The following is a 25,359-nucleotide window of genomic DNA, read 5'->3' as shown; positions in this document are numbered from 1 at the left end:
CTGGTTACAGTGGTGCGGTGACCCACGACCAGCACGGCCTGGCGATGACGGGCGCGAGTGCCGCGGCGGTGCGCCACTACGACCGGGCGATCGACGAGCTGCTGCACTTCAGGGCCGAGGTGGACGCCGAGGCGAACGCGGCGCTGGCCGAGTCGCCCGACTTCCCGATGGGCCACGTCCTGAGCGCGTACCTGGGGTTGCTGACCACCGAGGCCGAGGACGCCCGCACGGCGCGGGCCCGGTTCGGGGCGTTCCTGCGCCGCACCGGCGGCGCCGCGCTGCTGCCGCGCGAGCGGGCGCACGTCGCGGCCGTGCGGGCGCTGCTCGGCGGCGACTTCCTGACCTGCGGGACGCTGCTCGCCCGGATCACCGCCGAGCACCCGCGCGACGCGCTCGCGCTGGCCGCCGGGCACCAGATCGACTTCTTCACCGGCGACGCGCGCATGCTGCGCGACCGCGTCGGCGGCGCGCTGACCGCCTGGCACGACGACGACCCGCACTTCGGGCACGTGCTCGGCATGTACGCCTTCGGCCTCGAGGAGTCCGGCCACTACGACCGCTCCGAGGAGATCGGGCTGCGGGCCGTCGAGCTGAACCCGCGCGACGTGTGGGGGATCCACGCGGTGGTGCACACGTACGAGATGCAGGGCCGCTTCGGCGACGGGCTGCGTTACCTCGACGCGCGCACGCCCCACTGGTCGTCCGGGACGTTCTTCAACGTCCACACCTGGTGGCACTACTGCCTGTACGCGCTGGAGACCGGCGACGTGCCCCGCGTCCTCGCCATCTACGACGCGGTGCTGGCCGCCGGGCAGGGCTGCATGGAGCTGCTCGACGCCGCCGCGCTGCTGTGGCGGCTCCATCTGGAGGGCTTTGAGCAGCACGAACGCTGGCGGGCGCTGGCCGACGCCTGGCCGGAGCGGGTCGCGGAGCCGTTCTACGCGTTCAACGACATGCACGCGGTCATGTCGTACGTCGGCGCCGGGCGCATCGGGGAGGCGGAGAAGCTGGTCGCGGGGCGGGCGGCGTACGTCGCCGAGCCGCACCCCGGGGTGACCAACCACGACATGACGCTCCGGGTGGGGCTACCGGTGTGCCGGGCCATCGTGGCGTTCGGGCGGGGCGACTACGAGAGCGTGGTCGAGCTGCTGCTGCCGATCCGGCACCGGGTCAACGAGTTCGGCGGCAGCCACGCGCAGCGCGACGCCGTCCAGCGCACGCTGCTGGAGGCCGCCCTGCGCGCGGGGCGGGCGGACGTCGCCAGGATGCTCATCAGCGAGCGGATCGGCGTGCGGCCGTGCAGCCCGTACAACTGGCTCAAGCAGGCGGCCCTGGCCGACGCGCTCGGCGACGGCGCGGCGGCGGCCCTGGCCCGCGCCCGCGCGGGCGAGCTCGCCCGCTCCGCGACCGCTTGATCACGCGTTCGCCCGATCCGGAATTGTCGGAGGCGCCGGGTAGTTTCTGCTCACATGGATCGGCAACTCACCTTGATGGTCGTGCACGCGCACCCCGACGACGAATGTCTCAGCACCGGCGGCATCCTCGCCCGTTACGGCGAGGAGGGCATCCGCACGGTCCTGGTCACCTGCACCAACGGCGAGCAGGGCGACGGCGAGGGCGGCGTCAAGCCGGGCGAGCCGGGTCACGACGACGAGGCGGTGGCCCGGCGGCGGCTGGGCGAGCTGCGCGAGTCGGTCGCCCACCTCGGCATCGACCATCTGGAGCTGCTCGGCTACCGCGACTCCGGCATGGACGGCTGGGACGGCAACGGCCACCCCGACGCGTTCGCCAACGTGCCCGTCGAGACCGCCGCCGCCCGGCTGGCCGCGCTGATGGAGCACTACCGGCCGCAGGTCGTGGTGACCTACGACGAGACGGGCGGCGGCGGTTACGGCCACCCCGACCACGTGCAGACGCACCGCGTCACGGTGGCCGCCGCCGAGCGCACCGGCATCCCCGACAAGCTCTACTACACCGCCATCCCCCGGTCGGCGATCAAGCGCATGTTCGAGCTGATGCGCGAGCACGGCGCCGACATGGGCGACTTCACGCCCTCCGACGACTTCGGCACCCCCGACGAGCGGGTGACCGCCGTCGTCGACGTCGCCCCCTACACCGAGCGCAAGCTCAAGGCCCTGCGGGCGCACGAGAGCCAGGGGGAGAACATCTTCCTGCTGCGCATGCCGGAGGAGGCGCAGCAGCAGGCGTTCTCGCACGAGGCGTTCGAGCGGGTGCTGAGCAAGGTGGACGCGCCCGACCACGAGGAGGACCTGTTCGCGGGCCTGCGCACCCCCTGACCCCAGCCCGCCCCGGGCGTCCCGGCCGGCCGCGCCGTGAAAGTTTCATCGTCGCGGCGGCCGTCGGCGCAGATCACCGGGCTCGCCCGGCCGGCGCCGGTTGAGATCCGGTCGTGAGGGTGCTTACGGTGCCGGCACCGATCCGGTCAAGGAGCGTGTCATGCGTGCCCGTGCCGTCCCCGTGCTGGTCCTGACCCTGCTCGCCCCCCTGCTCTCCCTCGTCCTCGGCGTCCCCCCGGCGCAGGCGCAGGTCGTGGGCGGGTTCGACTTCGCCAGGGCGGAGGTGGCGGTCACGGGGCTGCAGGTGCCGTGGGCGATGGCGTTCCTGCCCGACGGCAGCGCGCTGGTGTCCGAGCGCGGCACGGGCCGCGTCATGCAGGTGCGCCCCGGGCAGGCGCCGGTCCAGGTGGCGACGGTCAGCGGGGTGAGCGCGTCGGGTGAGAGCGGGCTGCTGGGCCTGGCGGTCTCGCCGTCGTACGCGCAGGACGGCTGGGTGTACGCGTACTTCACCAGCACCAGCGGCGACAACCGCCTCGTCAGGTTCCAGCTCAGCGCCCCGCAGACGCAGACGGTGATCTTCTCGGGGGTGCCGAGCGCGACGATCCACGACGGCGGCCGCATCGCGTTCGGCCCCGACGGCATGCTGTACGTGGCCACCGGCGACGCGAGCAACACCGCCAACGCTCAAAACCTCGACAGCCCGGCCGGCAAGATCCTGCGCATGACGCCGACGGGCGGCGTCCCGTCGGGCAACCCGTTCCCCGGCTCCCGCGTCTGGAGCTACGGCCACCGCAACGTCCAGGGCCTGGCCTGGGACGCGCAGGGCCGCATGTACGCCACCGAGTTCGGCCAGAACACGTGGGACGAGGTCAACCAGATCGTCGCGGGCCGCAACTACGGCTGGCCGACCTGCGAGGGCACCTGCTCGAACACCTCCTTCCGCAACCCGATCGTCACGTGGACGACGGCCGAGGCGTCGCCGAGCGGGCTGGCGTACGCGAACGGCGCGCTGTTCGCGGCGGCGCTGCGCGGCCAGCGGCTGTGGGTGGTCCCGCTGACGTCCGGCGGCGGGGCGGGCACGCCGGTGGCGGAGCTGCAGTCGTCGTACGGGCGGCTGCGCGCGGTGGCGGCCGGCCCCGACGGGTGGCTGTGGGTGGCGACGAGCAACCGCGACGGCCGCGGCACGCCGGTGGCGCAGGACGACCGCATCATCCGGATCCCGCCCGCGTCCGGCGGCACCGACACCTCCCCGCCGACCGCGCCCGGCCTGCCGTCGGCCTCGGGCACGACCGCCACCTCGACCACCCTGACGTGGGCCGCCTCGACCGACGACGTGGGCGTGACCGGCTACGACGTGCTGCGTGCCACGGGCGCGTCGGGCGGCTCGTTCACGCAGGCGGGCACGTCCGCGACGACCACGTACACCGACACGGGCCTGACGGCGGGCACCACCTACCGCTACCAGGTGCGGGCCCGCGACGCGGCCGGCAACCTGTCCCCCGTGTCCGGCACGGTCACGGTGACCACCACGACGGGCGGCGCGCAGGGCGGCTGCACGGCCATGGCGACCACGCAGACGCAGTGGGGCACCGGTTACGTGATCCAGCCGGTCACCGTCGCCAACACGGGCACGTCGGCGCGCGACGGCTGGACGGTGACGTTCACGCTGCCCGCCGGGCACGCGGTCACGGGCTCGTGGAACGCGGTGCTGACCGTCTCCGGGCAGACCGTCACGGCCAGGAACGCCGCGCACAACGGCACGCTGGGGGCGGGCCAGAGCACCACGTTCGGCTTCCAGGCCACCCGCCCGAGCGGCGACACGAGCCTCCCCTCGGGCTACACCTGCGCCTGAGCCCGGCACCGTCCGAGCGGTCCAGCGCGTCAGATCCAGCCGCGCCGGGTCGCCTCCATCGCGACCTGGAAGCGGGTCCGCACCCCGAGCCGCCCCATCAGCCGCGTGAGGTGCCGCTGCACGGTCCGCTCGCTCCACCCGAGCGCCCGGCCGGCCGCCTTGTCGGTGGCGCCGGCGGCCAGCAACGTGAGCAGCCGCTCCTCGTCCTGCGACAGCTCCCGCCCCGGCTCTCCCCCTGGTTCCTGCGCGGTGAACCGGACCGGCCGGCTGCGCTCCCACAGCGCCTCGAACAGCGCGATCAGCGCGTCGAGCAGCGGTGACGGGTGGATGAGGTACGAGGCCGACACGACGCTGTCGCCGGCCCGCAGCAGCGGGATGATCGCCAGCCGGTCGTCGGAGATGCCGAGCTTCATCGGGACGGCGGCGATCCTGGCCTGCTCGCCGTGCTGGAGGCCGGTCATGACGTCGTCGAGCCAGCCGGGCAGCTCCAGCACGCTCGTGTCGTAGATGACGCGATATTTCACCCCGTTTCGGAGCTGCTGGAGCTCGACCGGGTTCGGCTCGGTGTGCTCCTGCGGGGCGGCGTACGGCGGGCGGTCGAAGCCGCGCATCTGCACCCGCGTGTCCTGCTGCATCCGCACCCAGCGGTGGTTGACCTCCTCGCGCCCCGAGACCACCTCGATCAGCTCGCCGGGATGGGCGAAGCGGGTGCCGGCGCGGTAGACGTCCATGAGGGTGCGGATGTGGCCGCGCACGTCGTCGAGCTCCCGCTCGCGCTGGCGCAGGATGGCCTCCAGCCCGCTGTCGGGCGAGACGGCGACGTAGCGGACGGGCCGGCCGGTCGAGCGGGTGGCCAGGCCCAGCTCGACGAACGACTGCAGGACGCGCCGCGCGGACGGGGGCGGCACGTGGCAGTCGGCGACGATCTCGGCGACGGTCGCCTGCGTGCGGCGGACGAGCGCGTCGTAGACCTCCTCGTCCTGACGGCCGAGTCCGATGGCCTCCAGCATCGCCGCCTCCGGGGGTGTCGGGTTCACGTCACGTGACTGAAACGCGTCATCAACGGATCTTGTCAGGAAACATCGGAGGATGTCAGCGTTCTCGGTGCACCACCGGCCCCAGCGGCCACGATGATGAAGGAGCCCCATGCCGCTGACCTCCCGCCGTTCCGCCGGGCGGCGCCTGCTCGCCGCCGTCTTACCCGCCGTTGTGATGACCTCAGGGACGTACGGGATGATCGTCGCGAGCCCGGCGCAGGCGGAAACCGCCACCGTCGCGCCCGGCAGCGAACCCAAGATCGACGCCAAGCTGGCCGAACGGATGAGCAGCGCCCGAGGCCGCCTGGAGGCGGTCGTCGTGCTGCGCACCGCCGAGGAGCCGCCGCCCACCGAGTCCGCCACCGAGTCCGCCACCGAGTCCGCCGCCGAGTCCGCCGCCGAGTCCGCCGCCGAGGCGCGTGAGGCGCTGATCGAGAGCGCGGCGCCCGTGCAGGATCCGGTCGCCGCGTTCGTGCGCTCGCGCGGCGACCAGGTGGTCAACACGTTCTGGCTGAAGAACATGATCCTCGTCCGGGCCACGCCCGGCACGCTCGGCGCCCTGGCCGAGCTCGACCTGGTCGAGCGGATCATCCCCAACTTCACGCTCACCGCCCCCGAGCCGGGCAAGGCCGCGGCGCCCAAGCTCGCCGGCGCCACGACCTGGGGCCTGGCCAAGATCGGCGCCGACCGGGTGCAGGACGAGCGCGGGCTGACGGGCAAGGGCGTGCGCGTGGCCGTGCTCGACACCGGCATCGACGTCACCCACCCCGACCTGAAGGGCAAGCTGGCCAGCACCGACGCCGCCGACCCGAAGGCGCCCGGCGGCTGGATCGAGTTCGACGCCGACGGCAAGCCGGTGGCCAGCGAGCCGCACGACAGCGCCTACCACGGCACGCACGTGGCGGGCACGATCGCGGGCGGCGACGCCTCCGGCACGCGCATCGGCGTCGCGCCGGGCGCGCAGCTGATGGCCGGGCTGGTCATCCCCGGCGGGCGGGGCACGCTCGCGCAGGTCATCGCCGGCATGCAGTGGGCGCTGGCGCCGTACAAGGCGGACGGCACCCCGGCCGGCGAGCCCGCCGACGTCGTCAGCATGTCGCTGGGCGCCGAGGGCTACGCCGACGAGCTGGTCGAGCCGGCCAGGAACATCTACCGGGCGGGCGCGTTCCCGTCCTTCGCCATCGGCAACGAGTGCTCGCCCGGCGGCTCCGGCAGCCCGGGCAACGTGTACGAGGCCGTGGCGGTGGGCGCGACCGACGCCGACGACGACGTGCCCGACTTCTCCTGCGGCGGCGTGGTCAAGCGCACCGACTGGTTCGACGCGCCGCCGGAGTGGCCGGACGAGTACGTCGTGCCGGACGTCTCCGCCCCCGGCGTGGACGTGGTGTCGGCCATTCCCGGCGGCCAGTACGCCGCCCTGAACGGCACCTCGATGGCCACCCCGCACGTCTCGGGCACGGTCGCGCTCATGCTGGAGGCGCGCCCCGGCCTGACCGTGGCGGCGGCCGAGGAGATCCTCGCCGGCACGTCGGTCTCCGACGACCGCTACGGCCCGCGCCCGAACCCGCGCATCGGCCGGGGCCGCATCGACGCCTACGCCGCGGTGGCGGAGGCGGCGCTGACCAGCGGCGTGCGCGGCGTCGTCACCGACGAACGCGGCCACCGGCCGCTGAGCGGCGTCAAGGTCGCCAGGGCCGACGGGCGCGGCACGGTGACGGACGCGGACGGCCGGTTCGAGCTGCGGCTCCCCGCCGGCACGCACACGCTGACGCTGTCCAGGTTCGGCTACGTGACGGCGTCGAAGACGTTCAGGGTGAAGGCCGACCGGCTCTCGGACGTGCGGCTGGAGCTGGAGCGGACCCGGTGGAGCACGGTCTCGGGGCGGGTGACGTACGAGCCGACCGGCGCGAGCGTGCCGGGCGCGACGGTCACCGTGCTGAACGTCCCCGACGTGCTGACGGGCACGACCGACGCGAACGGCCGCTACACGATCAAGGACGTGCCGGCCGGCGACCACCAGGTGGCCGCGCACGCGGCGGGCGTCTCCAGGTCGGATCCCGTGGCCGTGACGGTCGGCCGGGGCCGGGCGGGCGCGGACGTCGTGCTGCCGCGCCGCCCCCGCACCGAGCGGCTGTCGCTGGGGCCGGACGGGCGCCAGGGCAACCACGACGCGTGGTGGCCGGAGCTGAGCGGCGACGGCAACGTGGTGGTGTTCGCCAGCTTCGCCTCCAACCTGACCGACGACGAGGACACCAACGGCGAGCTGGACATCTTCGCCACCGACCGGCGCACCCGGGAGACCCGGCGGGTGTCGGTGCCGAGCGGCGGCGGGCTGGCCGACGCGTTCTCGCTGTCGCCGACGGTCAGCAGGGACGGGCGGTTCGTCGGGTTCAACAGCGGGGCCACGAACCTGGTGCCCGGGGACACGAACGAGCTGTCGGACGCGTTCGTGCACGACCGGCAGACCGGGACGACCGAGCTGCTGTCGGTGGCGCCGGACGGCACGCCGGCCGACGGGCCGTCGGGGCCGCCGAGGTTAAGCGCCGACGGGCGGTTCGCCGTCTTCGACAGCGACGCGGCCAACCTGGTGCCGGGCGACACGAACGGGCGTACCGACGTGTTCCTGCGCGACCGGCAGGCCGGCACGACCCAGCGGCTGTCGGTCACGCGGGACGGCACGCAGGCGGACGGGAACTCGCGGGAGCCGACGATCAGCGCCGACGGCCGGTACGTGGCCTTCCAGAGCGGTGCCGACGCCCTGACCCCCGGTGACGCGAACGGCGTGATCGACTCGTACGTGCTGGACCGGCAGACGGGGACGCTGACCCGGCTCGCCGTGCCGTTCCCGGACGAGGAGACCACCGGACCGGTGATCAGCGCCAGTGGGAACGCCGTGGCCTTCACCAACGGCGCCGGCCTCGGCGAGCTGTACGTCCAGGTGCTCGGCAGCGGGAAGTCCGCGCTGGTGTCGGCGACGACCGGCGGGCAGCCGGCCCGTGCCATGTCCTTCGCCCCGACGCTCACCGCCGACGGGAGCCGGGTCGCCTTCTCCAGCGACTCCCCCGAGCTGGTCGCCGGGGACACGAACGGGCGCGACGACGTGTTCGTCCGCGACGTCGCGGCGGGCACCACCACGCGCCTGTCCACCGGCCCGCGGGGCGAGGAGGGCGACGGCCGCGCCGGCCTGCCGTCGATCAGCGAGGACGGCCGGTACGTGGCCTTCGAGAGCGGCTCGGCGAACCTGGCAGAGGGCGACACCAACCACCGGGACAACGTGTTCGTGCACGACCTGGTGGCCGGGCCGGAGGCGCTGTTCACGGTGAGCGGCCTGGAGATCTCGGGCTCCCGGGAGGTGCGGGTGCGGGCGCTGGTGAAGAACGTGGGCGAGCGGGCGGGCTCGTACGAGGCGGTGCTCGTGGTGGACGGCGCGGAGGTGCGGCGCCGCAGCGTGCCGCTGGCCTCCGGCAGGAGCGCCACGGTCGCGTTCGACGTGCGCCGGATGGCGGCGGGCCCGCACACCGTCGAGCTGGGCCCGCTGAGCGGGCGCTTCACGGTGAAGCGCTGAGCCGTGCGGAACGGGGCCGTCCCGAGCGGGACGGCCCCGGACCGTGCGGAACGGCCCGAACGGCCCCGAGCCGTGCGGGACGGCCCAAAAAGGCCCTAGGCCGTGCGCGGCGGCCTAAATCGTGCGTGGCGGCAGTTCGCCCGAGCCGCGCACGATGAGCCGCGTCGGCACCGTGACGCGGCGGGCCCGGGAGCGGTCGCCGTCCAGGCGGGCCAGCACGAGCCCGGCCGCCGCGGCCCCCACCGCCGCCGGGTCCTGGGCGACGGCGGTGAGCGGCGGGTCGAGCGCCTCGGCCAGCGGCAGGTCGTCGAACCCGACCAGCGCCACGTCCTTGCGCCCGGCCCGCGTCAGCGCGACCACCGCCCCCATGGAGGCCAGGTTGTTGCCCGCGAACAGCGCCGTGGGCGGGTCGGCCAGCGCGAGCAGCCGCAGCGTGGCGCGGGCGGCGGCCTCCAGGTCGTGCCCGGTCTCCACGAGCGCCCGGTCGAACGGCAGCCCCGCCGCGTCGAGCGCGTCGCGGTAGCCCTGGAGCCGCTCCCTGCGCGTGTAGAGGGCGGCCGGCAGGTCGCCGACGAAGCCGATCCTGCGGTGCCCGTGCGCGATCAGGTGCGCCACGCCGGCCCGCGCCCCTTCCCGGTTGGCGCTGACCACGCAGTCGGCGGTCAGCCCGGCGGCGGGCCGGTCGAGGAAGACGATCGGCAGCCCGGCCACCCGCTCGGCCCGCAGGTGGCGGTGGTCGCCGTCGGCGGCGGGGACGACCATGAGGGCGCTGACCCGGCGGGCCAGGAACGTGGCGATGAGCGCCTGCTCGTGCCCGGCCGTCTCGTCGGAGGAGCCGACGATGAGCGTGAGCCCGCGCGCCCGCACGGCGCCCTCGACGCCGCCGGCGACGGTGCCGAAGAACGGGTTGCCCAGCTCGGGCACGACGAGGCCGATCGCGGCGTCGCGGGCGCCGACGCGGGTGTTGCGGGCCATGAGGTTGGGCTGGTAGCCCAGCCGCCGGACCGCCTCCATGACCCGCCGCCGGGTCTCCACGGCGACCGGGCCCTCGTCGTTGAGCACCCGGGAGACGGTCTTCGCGGTGACTCCGACCTCACGGGCCACATCAGTCATCGTCGGACGCCGCATTCCAGACATCTTGTCAGACCAGGCATCCGGTCAGAGACCGATGGCCTTCGCCGCGTCCTGGTCGGCCACCACGGACTTGCCGTCCGACACCTGGAGCGCGCCGGTCATGATGGCGACGACCTCGGCCATGCTGTGCTCGCGCGGGCTCAGCTCGGCGACCCGGCGGCCGAGCCGCTGCACGTGCACGCGGTCGGCGATCTCGAACACGTGCGGCATGTCGTGGCTGATCAGCACGACCGGCGTGCCCCGGTCGCGGACCTGCCTGATGAGGTCGAGCACCTGGCCCGACTCCTTGACGCCGAGCGCCGCGGTGGGCTCGTCCATGACGACGACGTGCGTGGCCCACGCGACGGCCCTGGCCACGGCGACGCCCTGCCGCTGCCCGCCCGACAGCGACTCGACCGGCTGGGTGAGCGAGCGCAGCCCGATCTTCAGCTCGGCCATGTGCCGGGCCGACTCCTCGCGCATGCGTTTCTTGTCCAGCATCCGGAAGACCTTGCCGAGCACGCCGGGCTTGCGCAGCTCGCGGCCGAGGAACATGTTGGTCGCGATGTCGAGCGAGGCGGCGATGGCGAGGTCCTGGTAGACGGTCTCGATGCCGTGGCGGCGGGCGTCGAGGGGGTCGCGGAAGCGCACCGGTTTCCCGTCGAGCCGGATCTCGCCGGCGTCGGGCTGCAGGGCGCCGGTCAGCGCCTTGATCAGGCTGGTCTTGCCGGCGCCGTTGTCGCCGATGACGGCCAGCACCTCGCCCGGCATGAGGTCGAAGTCGGCGCCGTCGAGGGCGGTCACGTGCCCGTACTTCTTGACCAGGCCGCGCGCCTGGAGCACGGGAGTGGTCATCGCATCCTCCTGCGGGAGAGCTGGTCGACGGCGACCGCGAGGATCACCAGGACGCCGGTGATGAGCGTCTGGTAGATCGACGGGACGCCCATGAGCTGCAGGCCGTTGCGGAAGACGCCGACGATGAGCGCCCCGACGAGCGTGCCGAGCACCAGGCCCCGTCCGCCGAACAGGCTGGTGCCGCCGAGCACGACCGCGGTGATGCTGTCGAGGTTGTCGGTCTGGCCGGCCTGCGGGTCGCCGACGCCGGTGCGGGAGACCAGGAGCAGCGCGGCGACGCCGTAGACGAGGCCGGCCAGCGTGTAGACGCCGACGGTCAGCCGGCGGGTCCTGATGCCGGTCAGCCGGGCCACCTCGGGGCTGTTGCCGAGCGCGTACACGTGGCGGCCCCACGCGGTGGAGCCGAGCAGGTAGGCGAACAGCAGGAACAGCAGGATCGTCAGCAGCGAGCCGTAGGTGACGTTCGTCTGCCCGACCTGGAAGGTCTGGCCGAGGAACGTGAGCAGCGCGGGCAGCTCGGTCACCGTCTGCTCGCCCGAGTAGATGTGCGTCAGGGCGAACGCCACGTTCAGCATGCCGAGCGTGACGATGAACGGCGGCAGCGAGATGCGCGTCACCAGCAGGCCGTTGACCAGCCCGAACGCGGCGCAGACGGCGAGCCCGGCGGTCAGGGCGAGCAGCGGCGGCAGGCCGGAGTCCACGGCCAGCTTGGTCATCACGATCCCGCCGAACGCCATGATCGCCCCGCACGCCAGGTCGATGCCCGCCGTGAGGATGATCAGCGTCTGCCCGATGGCCAGCGTGCCGACCACCATGACCTGCTGGATGATGAGCGAGAAGTTGGGGCCGGTGAAGAACTGGTCGCTGTTGATCCCGAAGAACAGGCAGGCCAGCACGAGCGCGGCCAGGGGCCCGGCGACGGGGGTGCTGATGAGGCGGCGCGGCAGTGGCGCTTCGATGACGGCCATGCTCAGCCCCAGCAGTTGGCCAGGCCGAAGGAGGTGTCCTTGGCCTCGACCCCGGAGACGGGCTTGTCGGTGATGAGGGTGACGCCGGTGTCGGTGTAGCCGGCGGCCTTCTTGCCGTTCTTGGCGAAGTCGGCGACGGCCTTGACGCCGTCCTCGGCCATCTTGAGCGGGTACTGCTGGCTGGTGGCGGCGATCTGGCCGGACTGGACGGCCTTGGTGCCGGTGCAGCCGCCGTCCACGGAGACGATCAGCACGTCCTTCTCGCGGCCCTTGGCCTTGAGCGCGGTGTACGCGCCGAGCGCGGCGGGCTCGTTGATGGTGTAGACGAGGTTGATGTCGGGGGCCTTCTGCAGGCAGTTCTCCATGGCGGTCTGGCCCTTGGCCTGGTCGCCGCGGGTGTCCTGGGAGCAGACGACGGACGGGTCGCCCGCCGCGACGCCGAAGCCCTTGAGGAAGCCGTCGTGCCTGAGCTGGCCGACGGTGATGCCGGGGGCCAGGTCCAGCGTGGCGATCTTGGCCGGTTTGCCGGCCATGGCGGCCTTGGCGTACTGGCCGATCAGCTCGCCGGCCTTGAAGTTGTCGGTCGCGAACAGCGCGTCGGTGGCGTCTTGCGGCTCGGTGGGGGTGTCGAGGGCGATGACGAGCACGCCCGCGTCACGGGCCTTCTTGATCGCGGGGACGATGGCCTTGGTGTCGCTCGGGGTGATGAGGATGCCCTTGACGCCGGCGGCCACCATGTTCTCGATGGCGGTGATCTGGGCGGCGTTGTCGCCGTCGAACTTGCCCGCGGCGCTCATCAGCTCCATCCCGTTGGCCTGCGCCGCCTTCTGGGCGCCTTCCTTCATCTTGACGAAGAACGGGTTGGTCTCGGTCTTGGTGATCAGGCCGACCTTGGGGGTGGCGGAGGAGGCGCTCTGCCCGTTACCTCCGCAGCCGGCGAGCAAGAGTGCGGTGACGAGGAGTCCGGCCGGAAGCTTCGCATTCATGGCGGTTCCTATCAGGGGGGATTCGATGTCATCGTTGACATATGTCATCGTTGACATCGGCTGTGCTGCGATGATGAACTCCGATCCGGAAAACGTCAACGCCCCCATCGGAAAGGGCCGACCAGATGATCGCCGTCCTGGGCGAGTGCGTGGCCGACAGCTTCACCGACCGGCCCGCGGCGGGCTCCGCCGAGCTGGTGCTGCGGGCGCTGCCCGGCGGCGGTCCGGCGAACACGGCGGTGGCGCTGGCGCGGCTCGGCACGCGGGCGCGCTTCCTCGGCCGGCTCTCGCACGACGTGTTCGGCGCGCTGTTCCGCGAGCACCTGTCCTCGTCCGGGGTCGACCTGGCGGCCTGCGTGGTGGCCGGGGAGCCGAGCACGCTGGCGGTCGCCGCCCTCGACGAGCGCGGCCGGGCCGAGTACACCTTCTACGCCGCCGGCACCGCCGACTGGCAGTGGACCCCCGCCGAGCTCGACCAGGCCCGCCTCGGCTCCGCCTCCTGCCTGCACACCGGCTCGCTCGCGCTGGTCAAGCAGCCGGGCGCGGCGGCCGTGGAGGAGTTCGCCAGGGCGGCCGCCGCGCGGGCCACGATCTCGATCGACCCCAACGTGCGCCCCAGCCTCGCCGCACGGGAGGACTACCAGGTGGAGCGCTGGTGCGCGTTCGCCGACGTGCTCCGGCTCAGCGACGACGACCTCGCCTTCCTGCTGCCCGGCGTGCCGCCGGAGCGGGCCTGCGACCGCTGGCACGACGCCGGGGCCCGGCTCGTCGTCATCACCCTGGGCGCGGCCGGGGCGCTGGTGTCGCTCGACGGCGAGCGGGCCAAGGTGGCGGCGCCGCGCGTGGCGGTGGTCGACACCGTGGGCGCGGGCGACGCGTTCACCGCCGGGCTGCTGCACGCCCTGGAGGCCAAGGGGCTGCTCGGCGGCCGGCTCGACGGGCTCGACCTGGAGACGGTGGTCTCGGCGGCCGAGCTCGCGGCCCGGGTGTCGGCGCTGACCTGCTCGGTGGCGGGCGCCGACCCGCCCTGGGCGTACCAGCTGTGAGCCCGGGGCGGGGCGCCTGTCTAGAAGTCGAAGTCGTCGATGTTGTCCTTGGTGAACACGAACGGGTCGCCGAGCAGCACGGTGCCGTCCTTGCCGACGGTGTACTCGCCCAGCTTGCCCGCGGTGAACTTGTCACCCTCCTTGCCGGTGATCAGCCCCGAGGCCAGCGCCCCGCCGGTGTAGGCGGCCAGGTAGCCCAGGTCCGACGGGTTCCACAGGGCGAACGACTTGACCGTGCCGTCCTTGACGTAGGCGCGCATCTGGTTCGGCGTGCCGAGGCCGGTCAGCTGCACCTTGCCCTTGTAGGCCGAGCCGGACAGGTAGCGGGCCGCCGCCGCCACCCCGACCGTGGTCGGCGAGATGATGCCCTTCAGGTTCGGGTACTTGGCCAGCAGGCCCTGGGCCTCCTGGAAGGACTTCTGGTCGTCGTCGTCGCCGTAGACCGTGGCGACCAGCTTGAGCTTGCCGTTCTCCGGCTTGGCCAGCTCGGTCTTCATCATCGCGATCCAGGCGTTCTGGTTGGTCGCGTTCGCCGTCGCCGACAGGATCGCGATCTCCCCGCCGTCCGGGCCGACCGCCTCACTGATCAGCTTGATCTGGGAGGCGGCGATGCCCTCGGCGCTGGCCTGGTTGATGAAGGCGTCCCGGCAGGACGGGTTGGTGTCGGAGTCGTAGGTGACCACCTTCGCGCCGGCGGCGCGGGCCTCCTGCAGCGCGCCGCAGATGGCGTCCTTGTCGTTGGCCGAGACCACGATCACGTCCGTGCCCTGCTGCGACAGCGTGTTGATGTAGGAGACCTGGGCGGACGGGCTGGCCTCCGACGGGCCGGTCTGGCTGTAGACGCCCTTGAACTCCGCCACCGCGACCTTGCCGCCCTTGTTGTCGGAGGCGTCGAAGTAGGGGTTGTTGACCTGCTTGGGCAGGAAGGCGATCTTCAAGCCCTCCTTGATCGTCTTCGCGCCGCCGCTCGCCCCCGTCTGAGCGGGGGCGACGGGCTCCTCGGCACTGGCGCAGCCGGTGGCGGCGAGGGTGAGCGCGGTGAGCATCGCCAGGGCGACCGCCCGGCCGCCTCGCATTCTCGCTGACATGGTGTGTCCTCACTCCTGGGGCAGGGGGGTGACGGGCCGCCGCCGGCGCCATCGCTCGCGCAGCATGGCGGCGACGTTGGGGCCCACGACCGAGACGATGAGCAGGGATCCGGTGATGATGGTCAGGGTGTTGGCCGGGACGTAGGCCAGTTGCAGCGCGTTGCGCAGGACGCCGAGCAGCACGACCGCGGCCAGCACGCCCGTCAGCCGGCCGCGCCCGCCGAAGATGGACACCCCGCCCAGCAGGACGGCCGCCACCACGGCCAGCTCCAGGCCGTTGCCGTTGTCGGCGCGGGCGCTGGCGTAGCGCAGCGTCCAGAAGACCCCCGCCAGCGCCGACATCGTGCCGGTGGCCACGAACAGCCAGAACTTCGTGCGGGCCACTTTGATGCCGGTGAAGCGGGCGGCCTCGGCGTTGTTGCCCATCGCGTACAGGCCGCGGCCGATCGGGGTGGCGTGCAGCACCAGGCCGAACACGAGCGCGAGCACCGCCACCACGATGATCATCCACGGGATGGTCAGGCCCGGGATCGGGGCGATCGCCCCCATCGTCCACTCCGGCGGGTAGTCGGCCACCGCGCGGTCGCCGAGCACCACGTACGCCAGCCCCCGGTAGAGGGCGAGCGTGCCGATCGTGACCGCCAGCGACGGCAGCCCGAACGCGGTCACGAACAGGCCGTTGACCGCGCCCAGCAGCGCGCCGAGCAGCAGCGCCACCACGACCAGCACGGGCAGCGAGGTGACGCCCCACAGCCAGAGCTGGCCCATGACCGTGCAGGTCAGGCCGAGCACGCTGGCCACCGACAGGTCGATCTCGCCGGTGACGATCACCAGGGTCATGGGCAGCGCGATCAACGCGATCGGGATGACCTCCAGCGTGACGAACCGCCAGAAGCGCGGGCTGGCCACCCCCTCGATCGCCAGCGCGCCCACCCCGGCCACCAGGACCAGCGCGACGAGCAGGACGGCGTCCCAGGAGCCGGCCACGGCTCGCAGGCGGGTCGCGCGCTCGCCCCTTCCCGGAGCCCGCGTCGCGCGCTCAGCCATTGCCGTTCCTTCCTCTCAGGGACCGGGCCAGGCGGACCGCCAGCGCCCGGTCCAGGCCGATCGCGGCCAGGATCAGCGCCCCCACCGCGGCGCGCTGCCAGAACGGGCTCACCCCGAGCACCGGCAGCGCGCTGCTGATCGTGGTGAGCAGGACCGCGCCGAGCGCGGCGCCGTAGACCGAGCCGCTGCCGCCGAAGATGGCCACGCCGCCGACCACGACGGCCGCCACCACGTTCAGCTCGAAGCCGGTGCCCGCGTTGGCGTCCAGGGTGCCGAAGCGGGCCGCGTACAGGACTCCGGCCAAACCCGCGAGGGCGCCGCTGGCGACGAACGCGGCGAACACCCGCCTACCGACCGGGATGCCGGCCAAACGGGCGGCGGGCGGGCTGGAGCCGATCGCGTACAGCTCCCGGCCGCCGCGGTAGGTACGCAGGTAGTAGCCGGCCGCCACCAGCACCACCACGGCGAACAACGCGAGCACCGGCACGCCCAGCACCGTGGCGCTGCCCATGCGCAGGAAGCCCGGCGGCATGTCGGCGGCGTTGATCTGGCGGCCCGTCGCCCAGGTGTAGTCGGCGCCGCGAAAGACGTACAGGGTGCCGAGCGTGACCACCAGGGCGGGGACGCGGGCGGCGGCGATCAGCGCGCCGTTCACCACCCCGCAGGCCGCGCCGAGCAACACGCCGGCGGCCAGCGCGAGCGGCACGGGCAGGCCCGGGTTCGCCACGAACAGGCTGCCCGTCGCGAACGCCGACAGGCCCAGCACCGAGCCGACCGACAGGTCCACGTTGCGGGTGATGACCACGATGCTCTGGCCGACCGCGAGCACGGCGAGGATGGTCGAGCCGAGCAGCAGGTCCTTGACGCCCTGGGCGGTCAGGAAGCGCGGGTTGACCAGCACCGTCACGCCGACCAGCAGGGCCAGCGCGACCGCGATGCCCAGCTCCCTGATCACCAGCACGCGGTGCACCAGCCGGGTGCCCTCCTTGGCCCCGCCGAGCACCCCGACCGCCGTCATGCGGCACCGCTCTGGCCGGTGGCGGCGAGCATGACCGACTCCTCGTCCGCCCGCGCTCGCGGGATCTCCGCGGCCAGGCGGCCCTCGTGCATCACCAGCACCCGATCGGCCATGCCGAGCACCTCGGGCAGCTCGCTGGAGATCATCAGCACCGCCACGCCCTGCCCGGCCAGCTCCGACAGCAGCCGGTGCACCTCGGCCTTGGTGCCCACGTCGATGCCGCGCGTCGGCTCGTCCACGATCAGCACCCGCGGCCGCGTGGACAGCCACTTGGCCAGCACCACCTTCTGCTGGTTGCCGCCCGACAGCGTGGAGACGGGGTCGGTGAGCCGGGCCGTCTTGACCCGCAGCCGCTCGCCCCACTCGCGCGCCGCCGCCCGCTCGCCGCCGCCGAGCAGCAGCCCGAGCCGGCTCAGCGACCAGCGCCGGGTGAGGGTCGCGTTGCGCTCCACGGACAGCTCCATCACCAGGCCCTGCTGGCGGCGGTCCTCGGGGACGAGGGCCAGCCCGGCCGCGATCGCGGCGGCCGTGTCGCCCTTCGGCAGCCGCTCGCCTCCGGCCAGCACCTCGCCCTCGTCGTAGCGGTCCACGCCGAACACGGCACGGGCCACCTCGCTGCGCCCGGCCCCGACCAGCCCGGCCAGCGCCACGATCTCGCCGGCGTGCAGGGTGAAGGAGACGTCGGTGAAGGCGCCGTGCCGCGCCAGCCCCCTGACCTCCAGCCGGGCCTTCCCCGCCGCCGTCCCCGCCGCTGTCCCCGTCTTGGGGTAGAGGGACGACACCTCGCGGCCGACCATCCGGCGCACCAGCTCCTCGACGGTGAGCTCGGAGGCCGGCCCGGTGGAGACCCAGCGGCCGTCGCGCATGACCGTGACACGCCGGCACAAGGCGAAGATCTCGTCGAAGCGGTGGGAGATGAACAGCACCGCCGCGCCCGCCTCGCGCAGCGAGGCCACCACCGAGAACAGCCGCTCGACCTCCACGCCCGACAGCGCCGCCGTCGGCTCGTCCATGATCAGGATGCGCGCGTCGAACGCCAGCGCCTTGGCGATCTCCACGAGCTGCTGGTCGGCGATGGACAGCCCGCGCGCGGGCCGGTCGGGGTCGAGCTGGATGCCGAGCCTGGCGAACAGCTCGGCGGTCGCGGCCCGCATCGCCCTGGCGTCGATGCGGCGCAGGGAGCGCAGGGGCTGGCGGCTCATGAAGATGTTCTCGGCCACGGACAGGTCGGGGAACAGTGTGGGCTCCTGGTAGATCACCGCGATGCCCGCCGCCTGCGCGTCGCCGGGGCCGGCGAGTCTCAGCTCCTTCCCGTCCACTGTCAACGTTCCCGTGTCGGCCTGATGGGCGCCGGCCAGGATCTTCACCAAGGTCGACTTGCCGGCGCCGTTCTCGCCCACCAGGCCGTGGACCTCTCCGGGCCGAAGGTCGAGCCGTACGTCCTGGAGTGCCCGCACGGCGCCGAAGGATTTGCTCACGTCACGCAGCGAAAGGATAGGAGGCGGTTCACTCATGTGCCCTCCGGCCAACGTTTCGGCAAAACGTTTTAAGGTGTCCAGAACGTAAAACGGCGGCGTGTAACGTGTCAACGGAGGAAAGCGCTTGCCGGGCCGGGGAAATCACCCCTTGACGCCTCGACACGGCAACGCGTAGGTTGGCGAATTGGAGCGATGATCTTAAATCGATTTATGCTCTTTACTCGGCCGGGACCGTCCGGTAGCCGTTCCACACGAAACGGGCCGTCGTCACCGCGTCGTCGCCGTCGCCCGTGATGAGCTGGTGGATCGCGATCCCGTCCAGCTCGCGGTACTCGCACCACTCGTGGTCCGACGTCAGCACCAGGTCCAGCCCCAGATCCACCAGCAGGTCGAACACCTGGCCCCGGTTCGCCCGGTCCACCCCCACGAACACCTCGTCCAGCAGGATGAAGCGCGGGCACCCGGGATCGCTCTGGTAGTGCGCCGCCACGGCGGCGAACAGCGGCAGGTGCAGCGCGATCGCCTTCTCCCCGCCCGACAGCGCCCCGTGCAGCTTCCTCGTCAGGTCCTGCCAGCCCTGCCCGTCGCCCCGGTCGAGCCGCACCACGAACCGGTGCCAGGCCGTGTAGTCGAGCACCTTCATCAGCTGGTCCTCCCAGCTCGCCGAGGAGTCGTCGGCGCGCGCCTCCTCCACCCGGTCCCTGAAGAAGGCGTACAGCGCCTCCCTGTCGGACTCCGACAGCCCGGCCGGGTCGCGCAGCAGCAGGTCGCGGGCGGCGCGGGTGCCGGGCGACTGGGCCGGGTCCACCTGCCACACCAGGCGCACCGCGACCCGCGAGGCGGTGCGGACGCGTTCGAGGCGCTGGTTCATGCCCTCCACCAGGGCGCTCGCCTGCCTGATGCGGTCGGCCAGGTGCCGCCGCGTGTCGCCGGCCAGCGTCCGGTCGAACAGGTCCCGCTCGGCCTCCGTGATGGCGCGGCGCCGCTCGTCGCGCTCCTCGCGCAGCGCGTCGCGCAGCGCCGCCGCCCCCGCCCGCACGCCGTGCACGGTGGCGGTCAGCACCTGGACGTCCTCGTCGGGCGCCAGCTCCAGGTCGGCCCGCCCGGACAGCACCTCCCTGGCGTGGTGGAAGGCGTCCCGCAGGCGCGCCTCGGCCTCCCTGACGTTCTTGTGCTCGCACGGGACGGACGCGAGCTGCCCGGCCACCCCCTTGGCCGCCTCCAGGACGGCCCGCGCCCCCGCCTCCGGGGGCAGCTCGACGCGCACCCCGGCGTCCACCGGCAGGTGCCCGGCCACCAGGCGGCGGAAGCGGCCGCACACCTCGTCGCGCGCCCGGCCCGCCTCGGCCTGCCTGTCCTCGGCGGCGCCCAGCTCGCCGCGCAGCCGGCCGAGCGTGGCGTTGAGCCGGGCCAGGTCGTCGTTGACCGACCTGATCAGGCGGCGGCAGGCCCGGTGCGCGTGCTGGGCCTGCTGGAGCTGCTCCAGGACGTCCTCGTGCCCGGCGCCGGCCGCCGGCTCGATCGCGGCCAGCCGCTCCGCCAGCACGACGGCGGCGGCCGCGGCCTCCTCGGCGCGTTCGACGGCCTCGATCGCGAGCTGCTCGTACCCGGCGGCGGTCTCCGCGGCCAGGGCGGCGCGCTCGCGGGCGGCGCGGGCGTCGGCCCGGCGGTCGTGCCAGACGGCGCCCGCCGTCTCGGCGGCGCGCAGCGCCTCCTCCAGGTTGCCGAGCGCGGCCGGCGCGGCGGACAGGGCGTGCCGGCCGGCCAGCTCGTTCAGGCGGCGCCGCGACCTGGTGACGTCCTGCTCGCGCTCGCGCAGCCGCTCCTCCTCGGCCCGGAGCCGGTCCTCCAGCAGCGCGACCCGCCGCACGGCGCCGTCGAGCGCCTGGACGGCCTCGGCGTACGGGCCCCGGTCGGGCCTGCGCCGCAGCTCGGCGGCCAGGGTGTCGCGGTCGGCGTCCACCACGGCCAGCTGGTGGTCGCACTCGGCGAGCCGCCCGGCCAGCTCGCCGAGGCGGTCGTCCAGCTCGGCGACGCGGCGGCGCCTGGCCCGCTCGCGGGCGGTGGCGCCGATGTAGGACGGCTCCGGCTTCACCCACCGCCCGGCCGCCGGGCCCAGCCGCCAGGATCCGTCGGCGCCGACGACGGCCGGATGGTCGACGCCGATCGCGGTCGGGGCGAACGCGATGCCGCTCAGCACGGTGTCGGCCGAGACCGGCGAGCCCGCCTCGGTGAACAGCACGTGCGCCAGGCTGTAGCCGGGGGCGGGCCGCGACAGCGCGGCCACGGCGAACGCGTCGTGCTCCCCCGCGTCGAACCCGCCGTCGGGCCGCAACCACAGGCCGAGCAGCCCCGACGCCTCCAGCGCCGCCTCCACGCCGGCCTGCGCCACCGGGTCGAGCCCCGACCGGAACGCCACGGCCCGCCACAGCGGAGTACCCGGGCGTTCCCGCCGGGCGGCGGCGCCGCGGGTGTGCGGGGCGGGCGGCTCCGGCCCGGAGGTGTCGTCGAGGCCGTCGCGCTCCCTGGCCAGGCCGGCGCGCTCGGCGGCCAGCCGCTCCCGCAGGGCCGTCAGGTGCTGCTGGCGGGCGGCCAGCTCGACGGCGGCCATCGTACGGGCGGTGCAGACCAGCTCGTCGGCCCGCTCGAAGTCCTCGGCCAGCCCGGCGAGCACGGCCGGTTCGAGCTGGAGCTGCGTGCAGCCGGCCGCCCAGTCGGCCAGGGCGGCGGCCAGGTCGCGGGCCCGGTCGTCGCGCAGCCGCTCGGCCCGGTCGTGGGCCTCCTGGGCGGTGGCGAGGTCGTCCCTGGCCTGGTCGCGGTCGTGCTCGGCGGCGGTGCGGCGCTCGACCGCCTCGTCGTGCCGGGCCACGCCCGCCCTGACCTCCCTGATCTGGGCGGCCCGGCTGGTGACGGCGGCCCGCAACAGCTCCCGCGCCCGCCGCACGGCCTCCGCGCCGTCCTTGCCGTCCTCCGGGTTCGCTGCTCGTTCCGTCTCCTCGTGGGCGGTGAGGAGGCCGGCGCGTTCGGCGGCGTGGCGGGCGTCGGCGCGGGCGCGGTCGGCGAGTGCCGCCGCCGCGCGGGCGTCGGCGGCGGCGCTGGCAGCCGCTTCCTGGCGGGCCGTCACCGCCCGCGCCGCCCGCCCCGCCTGGTCGCGCATGCGGGCCGCGACCTCGTGCGCCGCCTGGGCCTCGGCGCGCAGCCGGTGCAGGTCGCCGCCCGCCCGGTACGCCTCGCTCTCCTTGAGCCCGTCGATGCGCGCGGCCAGGGCCAGCTCCTGCGCCTCCTCCTCCCCCAGCCGCACGGTCGTCGCGTCGAGCTCCCGCTCGGCCTCCTTGAGGGCTTCCCGCTTGCCCTTGACCTCGGCGGTCAGCGTCTCCAGGGCGTGCGCGGCGGAGGTGACGGCCGCGGCGGCGGCGCCGAGCACCCGGCGGGCGTACCCGCGCTGCCGCTCGGCGAGCCGGTCGGCCTCCTCCACGTCGCGGTCGAGCAGCCGCAGCTCCTCGCGCCGCCGGTCGAGCCGCTCGAACCCGTCGGCGATCTCGTGGATCTCGCCCTCGCCGAGCGGCGGCAACGCGCTGGACAGCAGCTCCGACAGCAGCCCGGGGTCGAGGCGTTCGGACAGCTTGGGCGTGCGGAGCTGCCGCAGCGCGGTGAGCAGCGAGTCGTAGCGCTGCTCGCTGAGCGCCCGGTAGAGCGTCTGCCGCACCACCGTGCGGTACGACTCCGCCGACTCGTGGACCACGCCGGACGTGCCCAGCTCCTCGGCGAGCTGCGCCCTGGTGAGCGGCTGCCCGGTCTCGCCGGTGAGCCGGATGCCGTCGGGCGTGTCGACGCGGGCCTCGGTGGTGAAGTAGGCGGCGGTGACGTTCTTGGTGTGGACGGTGGCCTGCAGCCGGGCCCCGCAGGTGAACCAGCGGCCGTCGGAGTGGCGGAACTCCAGCCACACGTACCCGACGCGGGTGGTGCCCGAGGCGCCGTCGCCCATGAGGTTCCAGTGCATGGTGCGCTCGGTGCCGCCGAACGTGGACAGCCGGCTCGGCTTGAGGCTGGCGTCGAGCACGTACGGCAGCAGCAGCTCCAGCACCTTGGACTTGCCGCTGCCGTTGGGCCCGCGCAGCAGCAGCCTGCCCCGGTGGAACTCGAACACCTCGTCGTAGTAGCGCCACACGTTCACGATCCCGGCGCGGACGGGCGTCCAGCGGGCGTCCACCCCGTGCGCGGCGCGCGGCGGGGCCAGCTCGGTGACTGTCACGATTCCTCCTGTACGGCGCGCCCGACCCGGTAGCGGGCCGCGGCGGGCAGGGCGGCGACCTGGTCACCGCTACGGCGGGCCAGCCCGAACTGCGTGAGCACCTCCAGCGCGTCGGCGGCCAGGCGCGGCCCGCCGCCGTCGGACTGGTACGCCCTGGCCCACTGGGGGAAGCGGCGCAGCAGCCTGGCGGCCTCGGCGTCGAGCCGGGCGGCGGTGACGGGGCCGGCGGTGGCGAGCAGGTCGAGCAGAAGCAGGGCGGCCACCTTGGCGTGGCTGCCGTCGTCGGGGAACCTGGTGTCGGTGGCGATGGCGTCGGGGTCCACCAGGAGGAACCCCTCGGCCCGCTCCTCCAGCACGAACCCGGCCTCCTCCGCGGCCCTGCGCAGCATCCGGCGGCCGGTCAGGGAGCCGGCGTAGGCGCGCTGGGCGGGGGTGAGCTCGTCGTGGTAGACGGCGGGCTCGTCGAGCAGGCGGCGGATGAGGGAGTGGCGGGCCCACAGGGCGCGCTGGATGCCGGTCGGCTCGTCGCCGCCGTACCTGGGCTCGGCGGTCAGCTCGGCGAGCGCCCCGGCGCCGTCGGTGGCGGCCACCCTGGAGGGCGGGACCGGCGCGGCCAGCAGCCGGATCACCCGCGTCGTGTCCACGCGGTAGAGCACCTTGGCGTCCTCGTCGCCCAGGTAGGTCTCGGTGTCGCCGTCCATGGCGGTGACGGCGCCGTAGTGCTCCAGCAGCTTGAGCGCGTCCACGAACGCGGCCCGTTCCTCGTTCCTGACCGGGTCGAACGCGGGCACGCCGGGCTCCACCGCGGCCGCCTGCGCGACCCGCCGGCCCAGCATCCCGATGGTGGTGACCGGCGAGGTGAGCAGCTCGGCGGCGCACAGGCACAGCAGCGTGTAGCGGCGGCGGTCGAAGGGCGCGCGGGTGGTGCGGCGCCGCCGCGCGGGCCTGGTCGCCGAGCGCGGGCCGGGCGGGCCCGCCTTGACCAGGCGCGCGTACCCCTGGCGCGGCTCCACGATGAGCCGCCAGCCGCAGAAGTAGTCGAACCACTGCACGAGCGGCCCCCGCCGCTTCCTGATCAGGTCGAAGGCGGCCGGGTCGTCGTGCGCGGAGACGAGGGGACGGCCGAGCAGGGTCCTGATCGCCCGCGCGATCTCTTCCTTCTCGGCCCTGACGAGCTGGTTGGCGAGTCTGCTCATGCGCCCGCCGCCCGCCCGTGCGCCCACGGCTCGCCGAGGGTGCGCACGTCGATGAGGAAGTCGGGGCCGCGGAACCAGCCCTCGGGGGTGCGCAGCACCGCCACCGCGCCGTCGTCGGGCGCCCGCAGCACGATCTCCACCCTTCCGTCGGAGGTGACCGCCCGCCGGAACCCGGTCGAGTCGGGCCGCTCGGCCAGCGCCCGGCCGAGCAGGTCGAGCAGCCGCCCGAAGGTGTCGTGGCCGAGCTGGCCGAGCTGCGACAGCCGCAGCGGCCCGGTGGTGGCCAGGGCCGCCCGGGCGGCCTCCAGCTCGGCCCGTTCCTTCTCGGCCCGTTCCCGGCGCGCGGCCTTCAGCGCGGCCACGTCCCGCACCTTGCCGGTGCGGCCCATCCGCTCGGTGCGCCCGCGCGAGCGCAGCAGCGCCGACACCTCGACCGGCGCGGCCTCCGCCCACGGCACGCCCGCCGGGACGAGCTCCGCGTCGGCGTGCCCGAGATGCGCGTGCCGGGCCGAGCCGAGCCCGAAGGCCGCGTCCCACAGCCGGTGCGCGTCGTCCTCGCCGGGCGCGGCGGCGAACCAGCGGGCCAGCGTACGGAAGTCGGCGGCGGCGCTGGAGGAGCGGCGGCGCGCCTCGCAGACGCGGTCGAGCACTTCCAGCAGCGACACGATGGCCCGCCGGGCCACGTCGTGCACCCGCCGCACCCGCGGCTCGCTTCCGTCCTCGGGTGCGAACCACGCCCGCAGCCCCTCCCACCGCTCGGCCCGCGCCGCCAGCCACGGCGCGACGTGATCGGTGCCGGGCCAGCGCGGCAGGTCGGCGCCGCCGAGCGCGCGGGCGCGCAGCACCTCCACGTCGTGGCCGGCCACCGCCTCCAGCGCGGCGGCGATCCGCTCGCCGCGCTGCTCCAGCCGCGTCACGAACTCCTGCAAGTAGGCCACCGTCGCGGCCTTGACCTCGTGGAACGTCGCCAGGTCCGCGCCCTCGGCGCGCAGCAGCCGCTGCAGCTCGCCGTTGAAGCGCCGCACGTCGCCGCGCAGCCCGTCGAAGTGCTCCTCCAGCTCGCGCAGGCAGGCGAAGATCCGCCGGTCGCGGCCGGGGTCGGGATCGCGCAGCAGCCCGTCGAGCTCCTCCAGCCGCTCGGCGATCGCGTCCAGCGACGCGGCCCGCAGCGCCCCGCCGGAGGCCAGCATCGCCATCGCGTGCCGCACGCCGGCGACGGCCGCCTCGCCGCGCCTGGTCAGCGCGTAGCGCAGGTTCCTGCGCTCGTACTCCTCCGCGGTCGCGAAGCTGCCCCCGTGGTCGAAGATCACGTCGAGCAGCCCCCAGCCGGCGAGCTGCTTGAGCGTCGCGGCCAGGTCCTGCTCGGAGACCGGCGCGTACCAGCCGGTCGCGCGCAGCCGCTCGCGCACCTCCTCCACCGCCGGCGCCGTCTCCAGCCGCTCCCCCGCCTCGGCGAACGCGTGGAGGACCGCGGTGTGCAGGTCTGCCCGCTCGGTGCTGGTGAACCGGAACATCTCCGGCGGCACCCGTGGCGGCTGCGCCATCGCCCCGCTCTCCCCTC

At 74.1% G+C, this 25,359-nt stretch carries 17 protein-coding genes; 5 read left to right on the top strand and 12 right to left on the bottom strand.

Features of this window, described 5'->3' with window-relative positions; translation table 11 throughout:
* Positions 1 to 17: 17 nt before the first annotated feature.
* The 3 genes from HCN51_RS02355 (at position 18) to HCN51_RS58870 (ending at position 4,149) form a co-directional block, all read left to right on the top strand.
* The gene (locus HCN51_RS02355; RefSeq protein ID WP_168006195.1) at positions 18 to 1,415 is read left to right on the top strand and encodes a tetratricopeptide repeat protein; all 1,398 of its coding nucleotides are present in this window, start codon (positions 18 to 20) and stop codon (positions 1,413 to 1,415) included.
* Positions 1,416 to 1,469: 54 nt separating this feature from the next.
* Positions 1,470 to 2,297, top strand: coding sequence for a PIG-L family deacetylase (locus tag HCN51_RS02350; protein ID WP_168006193.1), 828 nt, complete (start codon positions 1,470 to 1,472; stop codon positions 2,295 to 2,297).
* A gap of 160 nt (positions 2,298 to 2,457) precedes the next feature.
* Positions 2,458 to 4,149, top strand: coding sequence for a PQQ-dependent sugar dehydrogenase (locus HCN51_RS58870; protein ID WP_168006191.1), 1,692 nt, complete (start codon positions 2,458 to 2,460; stop codon positions 4,147 to 4,149).
* Positions 4,150 to 4,178: 29 nt separating this feature from the next.
* Here HCN51_RS58870 and HCN51_RS02340 read toward each other — a convergent pair whose 3' ends face one another.
* The gene (locus HCN51_RS02340) at positions 4,179 to 5,186 is read right to left on the bottom strand and encodes a helix-turn-helix domain-containing protein (RefSeq protein ID WP_168006189.1); all 1,008 of its coding nucleotides are present in this window, start codon (positions 5,184 to 5,186) and stop codon (positions 4,179 to 4,181) included.
* 109 nt (positions 5,187 to 5,295) lie between these two features.
* On the opposite strand from HCN51_RS02340, the gene HCN51_RS02335 reads away from it, so the two are divergent.
* Positions 5,296 to 8,751 (top strand): S8 family serine peptidase, encoded by a 3,456-nt coding sequence (locus tag HCN51_RS02335; protein WP_168006187.1) that lies wholly within the window; start codon positions 5,296 to 5,298, stop codon positions 8,749 to 8,751.
* 114 nt (positions 8,752 to 8,865) lie between these two features.
* Here HCN51_RS02335 and HCN51_RS02330 read toward each other — a convergent pair whose 3' ends face one another.
* From HCN51_RS02330 to HCN51_RS02315, 4 genes are read right to left on the bottom strand one after another with little or no spacing between them, the layout of a single operon-like run.
* Entirely contained in the window at positions 8,866 to 9,864 is a 999-nt protein-coding gene (locus HCN51_RS02330) for a LacI family DNA-binding transcriptional regulator (RefSeq protein ID WP_206066408.1), read from the bottom strand.
* Positions 9,865 to 9,909: 45 nt separating this feature from the next.
* A complete protein-coding gene (locus tag HCN51_RS02325) occupies positions 9,910 to 10,719 on the bottom strand; it encodes an ATP-binding cassette domain-containing protein (RefSeq protein WP_168006183.1) in 810 nt (269 codons plus the stop codon).
* Positions 10,716 to 11,687 carry an ABC transporter permease gene (locus tag HCN51_RS02320; RefSeq protein WP_168006181.1) on the bottom strand — a complete coding sequence of 324 codons (972 nt, stop codon included), beginning with the start codon at positions 11,685 to 11,687 and terminating at the stop codon, positions 10,716 to 10,718. The genes HCN51_RS02325 and HCN51_RS02320 overlap by 4 nt, the downstream gene beginning before the upstream one ends.
* Positions 11,688 to 11,689: 2 nt before the next feature.
* Positions 11,690 to 12,673: a sugar ABC transporter substrate-binding protein gene (locus HCN51_RS02315; protein WP_168006179.1), complete on the bottom strand. Its 984-nt coding sequence runs from the start codon at positions 12,671 to 12,673 to the stop codon at positions 11,690 to 11,692.
* A 125-nt stretch (positions 12,674 to 12,798) separates the two neighbouring features.
* On the opposite strand from HCN51_RS02315, the gene HCN51_RS02310 reads away from it, so the two are divergent.
* A complete protein-coding gene (locus tag HCN51_RS02310; protein WP_168006177.1) occupies positions 12,799 to 13,719 on the top strand; it encodes a carbohydrate kinase family protein in 921 nt (306 codons plus the stop codon).
* Positions 13,720 to 13,739: 20 nt separating this feature from the next.
* Here the strand turns inward: HCN51_RS02310 and rhaS are convergent, their stop codons facing one another.
* The 7 genes from rhaS to HCN51_RS02275 all read right to left on the bottom strand — a co-directional run bounded on the left by rhaS (position 13,740) and on the right by HCN51_RS02275 (position 25,342).
* A complete protein-coding gene (rhaS, locus tag HCN51_RS02305; RefSeq protein ID WP_168006175.1) occupies positions 13,740 to 14,807 on the bottom strand; it encodes a rhamnose ABC transporter substrate-binding protein in 1,068 nt (355 codons plus the stop codon).
* Between the two features lie 9 nt (positions 14,808 to 14,816).
* On the bottom strand, positions 14,817 to 15,854 hold the full coding sequence (locus HCN51_RS02300; RefSeq protein ID WP_168006173.1) for an ABC transporter permease: 1,038 nt from the start codon (positions 15,852 to 15,854) through the stop codon (positions 14,817 to 14,819).
* Entirely contained in the window at positions 15,847 to 16,872 is a 1,026-nt protein-coding gene (locus tag HCN51_RS02295; RefSeq protein WP_168006171.1) for an ABC transporter permease, read from the bottom strand. Before HCN51_RS02295 ends, HCN51_RS02300 begins: the two co-directional genes overlap by 8 nt.
* The gene (locus HCN51_RS02290) at positions 16,869 to 18,386 is read right to left on the bottom strand and encodes a sugar ABC transporter ATP-binding protein (RefSeq protein WP_168006169.1); all 1,518 of its coding nucleotides are present in this window, start codon (positions 18,384 to 18,386) and stop codon (positions 16,869 to 16,871) included. Before HCN51_RS02290 ends, HCN51_RS02295 begins: the two co-directional genes overlap by 4 nt.
* Before the next feature lie 181 nt (positions 18,387 to 18,567).
* The gene (locus tag HCN51_RS02285; protein WP_206066407.1) at positions 18,568 to 22,602 is read right to left on the bottom strand and encodes a TIGR02680 family protein; all 4,035 of its coding nucleotides are present in this window, start codon (positions 22,600 to 22,602) and stop codon (positions 18,568 to 18,570) included.
* The gene (locus HCN51_RS02280) at positions 22,599 to 23,798 is read right to left on the bottom strand and encodes a TIGR02678 family protein (RefSeq protein ID WP_168006167.1); all 1,200 of its coding nucleotides are present in this window, start codon (positions 23,796 to 23,798) and stop codon (positions 22,599 to 22,601) included. Before HCN51_RS02280 ends, HCN51_RS02285 begins: the two co-directional genes overlap by 4 nt.
* Complete coding sequence (locus HCN51_RS02275; RefSeq protein WP_206066406.1) at positions 23,795 to 25,342, bottom strand: TIGR02677 family protein; 1,548 nt, start codon at positions 25,340 to 25,342, stop codon at positions 23,795 to 23,797. The genes HCN51_RS02280 and HCN51_RS02275 overlap by 4 nt, the downstream gene beginning before the upstream one ends.
* Between the last annotated feature and the right edge of the window lie 17 nt (positions 25,343 to 25,359).

Origin of the sequence: Nonomuraea composti (genome assembly GCF_012034275.1) — a bacterium.
In the GTDB taxonomy this organism is placed as follows: domain Bacteria; phylum Actinomycetota; class Actinomycetes; order Streptosporangiales; family Streptosporangiaceae; genus Nonomuraea; species Nonomuraea composti.
Note: the sequence above shows the minus strand (reverse complement) of the source record. Positions and strands in the feature narration are given on the sequence as shown.